At 61.1% G+C, this 9,580-nt stretch carries 8 protein-coding genes; 5 read left to right on the plus strand and 3 right to left on the minus strand.

What is annotated here, in order from left to right:
* Positions 1 to 100: 100 nt before the first annotated feature.
* Together EN749_RS01365 and EN749_RS01370 are read right to left on the minus strand one after the other, a co-directional pair.
* Positions 101 to 1,279 carry an acetate/propionate family kinase gene (locus tag EN749_RS01365; RefSeq protein WP_127395998.1) on the minus strand — a complete coding sequence of 393 codons (1,179 nt, stop codon included), beginning with the start codon at positions 1,277 to 1,279 and terminating at the stop codon, positions 101 to 103.
* Entirely contained in the window at positions 1,276 to 3,687 is a 2,412-nt protein-coding gene (locus tag EN749_RS01370; protein WP_128362424.1) for a phosphoketolase family protein, read from the minus strand. The genes EN749_RS01365 and EN749_RS01370 overlap by 4 nt, the downstream gene beginning before the upstream one ends.
* A 262-nt stretch (positions 3,688 to 3,949) precedes the next feature.
* Here EN749_RS01370 and EN749_RS01375 point away from each other — a divergent pair, with 262 nt between their 5' ends.
* From EN749_RS01375 to EN749_RS01390, 4 genes are all read left to right on the plus strand, one after another.
* Complete coding sequence (locus tag EN749_RS01375; RefSeq protein WP_128362425.1) at positions 3,950 to 5,941, plus strand: protein-L-isoaspartate(D-aspartate) O-methyltransferase; 1,992 nt, start codon at positions 3,950 to 3,952, stop codon at positions 5,939 to 5,941.
* Positions 5,942 to 6,042: 101 nt separating this feature from the next.
* Entirely contained in the window at positions 6,043 to 6,249 is a 207-nt protein-coding gene (locus EN749_RS01380; RefSeq protein WP_013531530.1) for a hypothetical protein, read from the plus strand.
* 46 nt (positions 6,250 to 6,295) lie between these two features.
* On the plus strand, positions 6,296 to 6,766 hold the full coding sequence (locus tag EN749_RS01385) for a YbhB/YbcL family Raf kinase inhibitor-like protein (RefSeq protein WP_127268875.1): 471 nt from the start codon (positions 6,296 to 6,298) through the stop codon (positions 6,764 to 6,766).
* Positions 6,767 to 6,850: 84 nt separating this feature from the next.
* Positions 6,851 to 7,009 carry a hypothetical protein gene (locus EN749_RS01390; protein ID WP_127268877.1) on the plus strand — a complete coding sequence of 53 codons (159 nt, stop codon included), beginning with the start codon at positions 6,851 to 6,853 and terminating at the stop codon, positions 7,007 to 7,009.
* Between the two features lie 111 nt (positions 7,010 to 7,120).
* On the opposite strand, the gene EN749_RS01395 is transcribed toward EN749_RS01390, so the two are convergent.
* Positions 7,121 to 7,549: a hypothetical protein gene (locus tag EN749_RS01395; protein ID WP_127268879.1), complete on the minus strand. Its 429-nt coding sequence runs from the start codon at positions 7,547 to 7,549 to the stop codon at positions 7,121 to 7,123.
* Between the two features lie 193 nt (positions 7,550 to 7,742).
* Here EN749_RS01395 and EN749_RS01400 point away from each other — a divergent pair.
* On the plus strand, positions 7,743 to 9,580 hold a 1,838-nt coding region (locus EN749_RS01400), incomplete at its 3' end, for a DUF4396 domain-containing protein (protein WP_128362426.1).

A 9,580-nucleotide genomic window follows, 5' to 3' on the forward strand; every position in this document is an offset into this window, starting at 1 on the left:
CCCCGACCGCTTGCTTGGTAATTTTCGTACAGGGAATGCCCTTGCCCGCGCTTTTGCCGAGCCGAACCGACGCCGAGTTTCCGATGCCAATGGCGAGCCTTCAGGCTTGCATCACCTTGCGGCTGTGACGTGCAACGACACTTTCCTCATTGGTCGCAATCACGCGCACCTCCACCTTGCTCTCGGGACGACTGATGATTTCGGCGTGGATGTCGTTGGCGCGTTCTTCAAGCACCACGCCAAGCCAGGTCAATTTTTCGCATATGGCCTTGCGGATGGACGCGGACCGTTCGCCGATGCCGGCGGTGAACACGAGGCATTCAAGACCACCCATCGTGTTTGCAAGCGCTGCTGCTTCCTTCGCCGCGCGGAAGGCAAAAAGCGCCATCGCCTCTTGGGCGCGAGGATCGTTGCTCGCTTCCAGCGTCCTCATGTCGCCCGAAATACCGGATACGCCGAGCAGTCCCGACTTCTCGTAGAGCATCGTCTGCAGCTCCTCAGCCGCGATGCCTCTTTCCAGCAGGAAGTACAACAGCACGCCGGGATCGATGGCGCCGCACCGCGTGCCCATGACGAGGCCATCCAGGGCCGAAAACCCCATCGTCGTATCGATGCTCTTGCCCTGCTGCAAAGCACAAAGGCTGGCACCATTGCCGAGATGGGCGACGATGGTGCGTTTCGCCGCAAGAGTTGGCGATATCCCGCTGAGCCGCCCGGCGATGTATTCATAGGAGAGACCGTGAAACCCGTAGCGGCGCAAGCCTTGCCCTTCATATTGGCGCGGAAGGGCGAAGCGCCGCACCAGCGGATCGATCGTCTGGTGGAAAGCGGTGTCGAAACATCCGACCTGTGGCAGGTCCGGTTGCAAGGCGGCTATTGCACGGACCGGCGCAAGACTGCGAGGCTGATGCAGCGGAACGAGCGGCGTCAACCTGTCGATGGCGTCGATGATGTCCGGGGTCAGACGGACAGGTTCGATGAATTCGCTTCCGCCATGCACGATGCGATGGCCGGCGCAGAGCAGGTTCCTTTCGCCGATTTCGCCCTGCACCCAATTCAGCATCTCGCCTATGGCTGCGTCACGCGGCCTGTCGGTGGCGAGCTGCCGATCGCACTGCACCGTTCCGTCGGCCGCTTTTGCGCGGAGGGTGGGGATGTCACCCAGGTCCAACGTGCCGCGCGAAACGAGCTGCAGAGCCTGCGACGAGACAAGATCGTAAAGCGCGAACTTGATGCTGGACGAACCGGCATTCAATGCCAGGATCGATTGGCGCATCATTGGCGCGCCTTTGCCGCGCCTTTGTCGGGCCAGCTCCATTTCTGGATTTCGGGCATATCCTCGCCGCGCTCGCGGACATAAGCCCTGTGCTTCACCAACCGGCCGTGGAGTTCGCCGGCAAGCTCTTCGGCCCTTTCGGCCAGTCCCGGCACGCGTTCGATGGCGGCAAGCGCGAGGTGGTAGCGATCGAGTTCGTTGAGCACCACCATGTCGAACGGCGTCGTCGTGGTGCCCTCCTCTCGGAAGCCATGCACATGCATGTTGTCATGGTTGGCGCGACGGTAGGTCAGGCGATGAATGAGATAGGGATAGCCATGATAGGCAAAGATGACAGGCCGTGTCTTCGTGAACAACGTATCGAAGTCTCCATCGGCGAGCCCGTGCGGATGCTCCGTGTTCGACTGCAGCGTCATCAGGTCGACGACGTTGACGACGCGGATCTTCAGGTCGGGGATCGCAGAGCGCAGGATGTCGGTCGCGGCCAACGTTTCCAGGGTCGGCACGTCGCCGGCGCAGGCCATGACCACATCGGGCGCCTCGCCCTGAGCAACCGTACCGGCCCATTCCCAGATGCCCGCCCCCGCCTTGCAATGCGCTTCGGCTTCTTCAATGGACAGCCATTGCGGTGCCGGCTGCTTGCCGGCGGTAATGACATTGATGCGGTTATAGGTTCTCAGGCAATGATCGGTGATCCACAGCAGGGTGTTGGCATCCGGCGGAAAATAGAGCCTTACCGTATCGGCCTTCTTGTTGGCGACCAGATCGGCAAAGCCCGGATCCTGATGGCTGAAACCATTGTGATCCTGCCGCCAGACATGCGAGGTCAAAAGGTAATTGAGCGAGGCGATCGGCTTGCGCCAGGCAAGCTCGCCGGAGGTCTTCAGCCATTTGGCATGCTGGTTGACCATCGAATCGACAATGTGGATGAAGGCTTCATAGCAGGAGAACAGGCCGTGGCGGCCGGTGAGCAGGTAGCCTTCAAGCCAGCCCTGGCAGAGATGCTCGCTGAGCACCTCCATGACACGTCCGTCACGGGAAAGATGGACGTCGTAGGGTTCGATGCGCTGCATCCAGAGCCGATCGGTAACTTCGAACACCTTGTCGAGGCGGTTGGATGACGTCTCGTCCGGCCCCATCAGGCGAAAATTCCGCGCCTCGGCATTGAGGCGGAACACCTCGCGAAGATAGCTTCCGCAAATCCGCGTCGCTTCAGCGATGACGCCTCCCGGACGAGGCACTTCCAGGGCCAGGCTTTTCCAGTCGGGAAGCACAAGATCGCGCTTCAACAGTCCGCCATTCGCGTACGGGCTTGCGCCCATGCGCTTTGTCCCTGTTGGCGCAAGTGCCGCGAGCTCCGGCAACAGGTGCCCGCTTTCATCGAACAGCTCTCCCGGTTCGTAGCTTCGCATCCAGTTTTCGAGGATCTTGCGGTGGCCCTCATTTCCGCGTGCGTTCGACACCGGCACTTGATGCGAGCGCCAGAAACCCTCGACCTTCTCGCCATCGACCTCCCTGGGACCTGTCCATCCCTTGGGGCTGCGCAGCACGATCATCGGCCATTGCGGGCGTTGACCATCCCATCCCGGAGCCCGGGCCTGTTCCTGAATGGACCGGATGCGATCGAGCACCGTGTCGAGTGTCGCGGCCATCGACTGGTGCATGGCAAGCGGCTCGTGGCCTTCGACGAAGAACGGTTCGTAGCCATAGCCGGCGAAAAGATTTCGCAACTCCTGATCGTCCATGCGGCCGAGGATCGTTGGATTGGCGATCTTGTAGCCGTTGAGATGCAGGATCGGCAGGACGGCGCCGTCCGAGGCTGGGTTCAGGAACTTGTTGGAATGCCATGCCGCCGCGAGCGGACCGGTCTCGGCTTCACCGTCACCAACGACGCAGGCAACCACCAGATCCGGGTTGTCGAAGGCCGCACCAAAGGCGTGAACCAATGCATATCCCAATTCACCACCCTCATGGATGGAGCCTGGCGTCTCGGACGCGGCATGGCTTGGCACGCCGCCGGGGAAGGAAAACTGCCGGAACAGTTTCCTGAGGCCGTCTTCGCCCTGCCCGATATCGGGATAGATCTCGCTATAGGTGCCCTCGAGCCAGGTGTTGGCGACCATTGCGGGGCCGCCATGGCCCGGCCCGCAGATAAACAGAGCATCGAGGTCGCGTTCGCGTATGACGCGGTTCAGATGCACGTAGAGAAAGTTCAGCCCCGGCGTCGTGCCCCAATGGCCAAGCAGCCGCGGCTTGACGTGTTCGGCCTTCAACGGTTCGCGCAACAGCGGATTGTCGAGCAGATAGATCTGGCCGACCGAGATGTAATTCGCGGCGCGCCAGTAGCGGTCCATGAGGTCGATCCGTTCGTGGCCGATGGCCTGCGGCGTCGCGGCAGCCTTGTCGTTCATCGACATCTCCAGCTTCGGTTCGCTGGTGATAACTGGGGCATCTTTGCGCTTGAGCAACCCCCGACTGTCGCGTTCGGGTCGGCGTCACGACCCACGCGGCCGAGAGACCGGACGCCATCTCGGCCGGGTTTGCGGCCCTGTCCGCAAATAGGCGGGAACCTTGAAGTCCTCCGGCGGTTAGAAACTGGAATCGCGAAGGCCAGGCTCAAGGCAGGTACCGCGAAGGATAGCCTCGAAGCGTTGCACCAAAGGGAGCTAAAAGATGCTCGATCTTCCTCGTGCCCGTGATCGAATGGTCAATATCCATGTCGGCCGGCGTGGCATTCATGACCGTGAGATTCTGCAGGCAATGCGCGAAGTTCCACGCGAGGCCTTCGTCGAACCCGGCTTCGAGGAATTTGCTTACGAAGACACGCCGCTGCCGATCGCCGATGGCCAGACCATATCGCAACCCTACATTGTCGCGTTCATGATCGAGATGGCGGATGTCAAACCGGGTGACCATGTGCTCGAAATTGGCACCGGCTCGGGATACGCGGCCGCGGTGATGAGCCGGATCGTCGAACAGGTCTACACGATAGAGCGTCATCCCGGTTTGGCCGAAACGGCGAAGCGGCGGTTTGAAAAACTCGGCTACCAAAACATCGAGGTTCGGACAGGCGATGGCACCAAGGGCTGGCCGCAGGCGGCGCCGTTCGACGCCATCGTGGTGACAGCCAGTGGTCCCGGCGCACCGCTCGCCCTTCAGGAGCAACTCGATGTCGGCGGCAGGCTCGTCATTCCGGTCGGCGACGACCCGGATTTGCAACGTCTGCTCAAAGTCACCCGGACAGGCGCCGCAACCTATAGCGAGGAGGATTTCGGCGGCGTGCGCTTCGTCCCTCTGATCGGCGAGCAGGGTTGGTCGGAAAACGGCACGGCCACCGACGTTGGTCGTCCGCTTCGACATCCCCATCCGATCAGCCTGCCTGATATGATCGCGGCCGCGGCCGAACCCCTGCCCGATTTCGACGATCCGGCCTTCGGCGCATTGTTCGATCGGTTCGCCGACCGGCGCATTGTTCTGCTTGGCGAGGCAAGCCATGGCACGTCCGAATTCTACAGGGCGCGCGCGGCGATCACCCGCAGGCTCACTGAACGCCACGGCTTCACCATCGTCGCGGTCGAGGCGGACTGGCCCGACGCGGCGGCGATCGACCGCTATGTTCGCCATCGTCGGCCGCGAACCGGAACTGGCGCGCCATTCCAGCGATTTCCGACCTGGATGTGGCGCAACACCGATGTCGCGGCCTTCACCGACTGGATGCGCCGTCACAACGAGAAGCTAGAGCCTTCGGCGCAAGCAGGGTTCTACGGCCTCGACATCTACAATATGAGCGGTTCCATCGGCGCGGTCCTCGGCTATCTCGACCGGGTCGATCCCCAGGCAGCCAAGATCGCGCGCGAACGCTATGGCTGCCTGACGCCCTGGCAACACGATCCGTCCACCTACGGCCGCGCGGTGCTCACCGCCGGCTATCAAAAATGCGAAAAAGCGGTGCTGGAACAATGCCGGGACTTGCTCGCCAAACAGCTCGAATATGCAAAAAGGGACGGCACCGACTTTCTCGACGCCAGTCAGAATGCCCGGCTGATCGCGTCCGCCGAACACTATTACCGGATCATGTACTATGGCGGCGCGGAGTCCTGGAACCTGCGCGACACGCACATGTTCGAAACGTTGGAACATTTGCTGCATGCCGGCGGCCCCGACGCCAAGGCCGTGGTGTGGGCGCACAATTCCCATATCGGCGATGCCCGCTTTACCGAGATGGGCGTCGTCAGGGACGAGCTGAACATCGGCCAGCTCTGCCGGCAGCGTTTCGGGGATGAGGCAGCGCTGATCGGTATGGGCACGCATTCCGGCACTGTAGCGGCCGCCAGCGACTGGGACGGCAAAATGGAGGTGAAGCAAATTCGCGCGTCGCACGCCGACAGCTACGAACGGCTTTGCCACGATTCCCTTGTGTCGCGGTTCCTGCTCGACCTCGGGCGCGACACAACGCTGCGTGAGCGGCTGCTGGAACGCAGGCTGGAGCGATTCATCGGGGTGATCTACCGGCCGGAAACCGAGCTGGGCAGCCACTATGCGGACGCTTCCCTGCCCCGGCAGTTCGACGCGTTCCTATGGTTCGACAAAACCGCGGCAGTGACGCCGCTTGGCCCGGAGCATGCAAGAACCGGCGTTCCCGACACCTACCCCTTCGGGCTTTAGCCGGCGCGCGGCGAACCAATGAAGAAGCTGAGGCGTGGAACCGGAACGAACTATCCGGTCTGCGATTTCAAAACTGCAATCCCCGTCGAAGGAGTTTTCTCATGACCGGAACCAAACATCCGAAATGGAAGAAACCGAGCGATGCCGACTTGGCGAACAATCCTGGTATCGGGACTTCCAAGGGAACGATCAAGGAAGGCGAAGAGTTCGAGCTTGAAGGCGAGAACACGGTCGAAGGTGACGTCGAAAACGACACGACCGCCGCTGGCGGGATCGATCCAAGACAAAAAATGCGGACCAACAAATAGCTGCCCTGCGCGTCGCTGCGATCAACTTCGCCGGAAGGAGTGAACCATGCCACTTGCCCTTAGCAGTGCCGCCTTTGCCGAAGGCGGACAAATTCCCGAAAGATACACACGAGACGGCAAAAACGTATCGCCGCCGCTGAAATGGTCTGGAGTGCCGGACGAAGCAAAGAGCCTCGTTCTCGTCGTTCAGGATCCTGACGCGCCGAGCGGAACGTTTGGTCATTGGGCGGTGTTCAACATCTCCCCGGACACGAGGGAACTTCCCGAGGCCGAAAGCGGCAAGCCGGGTCCGGGCGCCCTCAGGCAAGCAACGAATGATTTTGGCAACGCCTATTACGACGGCCCTGAACCGCCGGTCGGACATGGCGTTCACCATTACCATTTCCGGCTGGCCGCGCTCGACACGCCGAGCCTTGCCATTCCAGCGAGCGTGGGCATCGAGCGCATCTGGCGGGAGGCGCAGAAACATTCGCTTGAGCAGGCTGAACTCATCGGAACCTACGAACGCAATTCGTAAGTTAATGACCAGGGGCGACCGAGGTGGCCTGCTGCACGGAACGGTTCTCCTCCTCGCCGGTTGTCTGGGAAAGGAGATGCCGCCATGTTTGGAGATATCATGTGGTTGGTCGTCGTTGCCGGCGGCCCATTGCTGCTGATCGTGCTGATGGCCTATGCCGTTATCGCACGCCGTCGGCGTGGACCCGCCGAACAACGGGAGAGCGACCGGGCGACCAACCGGCTGTACCAGGACAAGCGTTGATCCGCGTCGGCAATACAATCCGATTGGCAAGACATCCAATCGGCAAGACATCCAATCGGCAAGACAGGGGATCGTATGCCGCACCGAAGCGACGACGATCCCCAACTACGGTCAGCGCATTATCCTTTGCCGCAACCACGCAAAGAACCTGCCGCTGATGGCTGAGCGGACCCGCGTCGCAGCCCAGCGCGCTTTCATGGTTGAGCCGACGTGGCAATCGCAGACGATGTCGTGCAGCTGCCAGTCGTTCAGCTCGAAAAAGCGCCTTGCCTCACCGTATGTATCGTCCTTTAAACCCGATGCGCGCAGCACTGGATCCTCGAAGGCGACCGAAATTGCCGTTCCCTCGCCCCGCATCAATGAACGTGCTTCAGGGTGCAGATGTTCGGTGCCTGCAAACGCCCCAAGGCATCGCTCGGGATTACGCTCCAGCAGTTCAGCCCAGCGCTCTATGCGCTGATTTCGTGTCATTGCGGAATAAGCAGCCGACGATTCAATCTTGGCGACGGCATGCAGTTGGTCGAGTGTTTGATGTTTCATGGCCAGCTCCTGTTGAAGGCAGCGAAGCGCCCACGCCTTCAAGGGAATTACCGCGCGTTAATGCTTCGACAAGAGCGCCAGGCTGGAGAATTCGACACAACCGGATTGGGCCGGCGGGATCATAAACACGCCGGCTGCGTTCATCGACGGGGGCTGCTTGTGACAAGCCACTGATCCGCGACGGGATGCATCCATGTTCATCCAGCCAATCGACTATTTCCTTGCCGTCTGGTTCGCTCTTGCCGCCGCCTCGACGCTTTATGTCGGCTTCGATCAATACCGCAACAATCCCGAACCGGTGGTGATGAAATGGGGCTTCATCCTGGTGACCCTCTATATGGGTCCATTGGGGCTGCTGCTTTATGTGCTTGCAGACAAGGAGCCACGTCCAGGCGAGCATGAAGACTTCACCAGGCCGCTGTGGAAACAGGGGGTCGGCTCGACCATCCACTGCGTTGCCGGCGATGCGACCGGCATCATTCTCGCCGCAGTCATCACGGCAACGCTTGGCCTGCCGATGTGGCTCGACCTCATCGTCGAATATCTGGCGGGCTTTGCCTTCGGCCTGTTCATCTTCCAATCGCTGTTCATGAAATCGATGATGGGCGGCACCTACTGGGAGAACGTGCGCAAGAGCTTCTTGCCCGAGTTCATCTCGATGAATTTCATGATGGCCGGCATGGCGCCCGTCATGAGCTTTCTGATGATGGGACGCGACATGCGCGCCATGGAGCCGACCGAGCTTTTGTTCTGGGGCGTGATGTCGATCGGCGTCATCGCCGGCTTCACGCTCGCCTATCCGGCCAATGTCTGGCTGGTCGCGCGCGGGCTGAAGCACGGATTGATGACGCAGCGCCCGCAGGCGAACGAAACGAGCAGTGGAGAGCCGACCGCCCACCAACAGCACGCTACGCATCACCCCAACGCCGGCGACGATCGACGAAGCCGCAACACCTCCCACAAGTCCAAACGCAGCGACCATCAGATGGAGACGGACGCTACGACGCCGCAGATTGCGGCCCTCGGTATTGTGTCGGTGTTGGCGCTGGCGATCGGCATGGCCGCGCCGGCGAACTGGCTGAATCTGACGCTTTCGGCGCGTGACGTCGGCGGCGCGATCATGCCGCAAGGCATGATCATGGGTCGCGACACGCCGGCGGAATCCATGCGTGACATGGCTGCAACCGATCCGCGTCGCGTTACCTCGTCCTATGGTCTTGCCGCCAAGGGCGACCAGGAACTGCCGTTCCGTCTAGAGAACGGCGTCAAGGTGTTCGAGCTCAGACCATCGGTGGTCCGCTGGCAGATCCTGCCCAACGTCGAGGTCGACGCCTATGCCTACAATGGCCAGATTCCCGGTCCGCGCATCCACATTCGCCAGGGCGATAAGGTTCGCATCGACGTCACCAACGACCTGCCCGAGGAAACCACGGTGCATTGGCACGGCATGATCCTGCCGAACCAGATGGATGGACCTGCCGAGATCACCCAGCCGCCGATCGAGCCTGGACAATCCTATTCCTATGCGTTCACCGCGACCCAGCACGGGACCTACTTCTATCATCCGCATGCCAAGCCGGACCGCACCCAGGCGCTGGGGCTTTATGGGGCGCTGATTATCGATCCCGCCAATCCTGCCGACGAGGTTCCGGCTGACCACGACTATGTCATCGAACTTCAGGAATGGCTGGTGCGCGATGGGCTGACTTATCCGTCGATGCCCATGGAAGGCGGCATGCCGAACTTCTTCACCATCAACGGCAAAGCCTATCCCGCAACCGACACCATTCCTATGAAGGTGGGCGAGACGCTGAAGGTGCGTTTCATCGGCACCAACAACGGCTTCGTCCATCCAATGCATATCCATGGCGGACCCTTCGAGGTCGTCGCCCGTGACGGTGAGACGCTTTCTCCCTCGGCACGCTTCCTAGCTGATACCATCAATGTCGGACCGGGACAGCGCTATGACGTCGTGTGGAAGGCGCTGCGTCCCGGCAAGTGGCTCATTCACTGCCACATCCCGCATCACAC

The organism is Mesorhizobium sp. M7A.F.Ca.ET.027.02.1.1, assembly GCF_004022985.1.
In the GTDB taxonomy this organism is placed as follows: domain Bacteria; phylum Pseudomonadota; class Alphaproteobacteria; order Rhizobiales; family Rhizobiaceae; genus Mesorhizobium.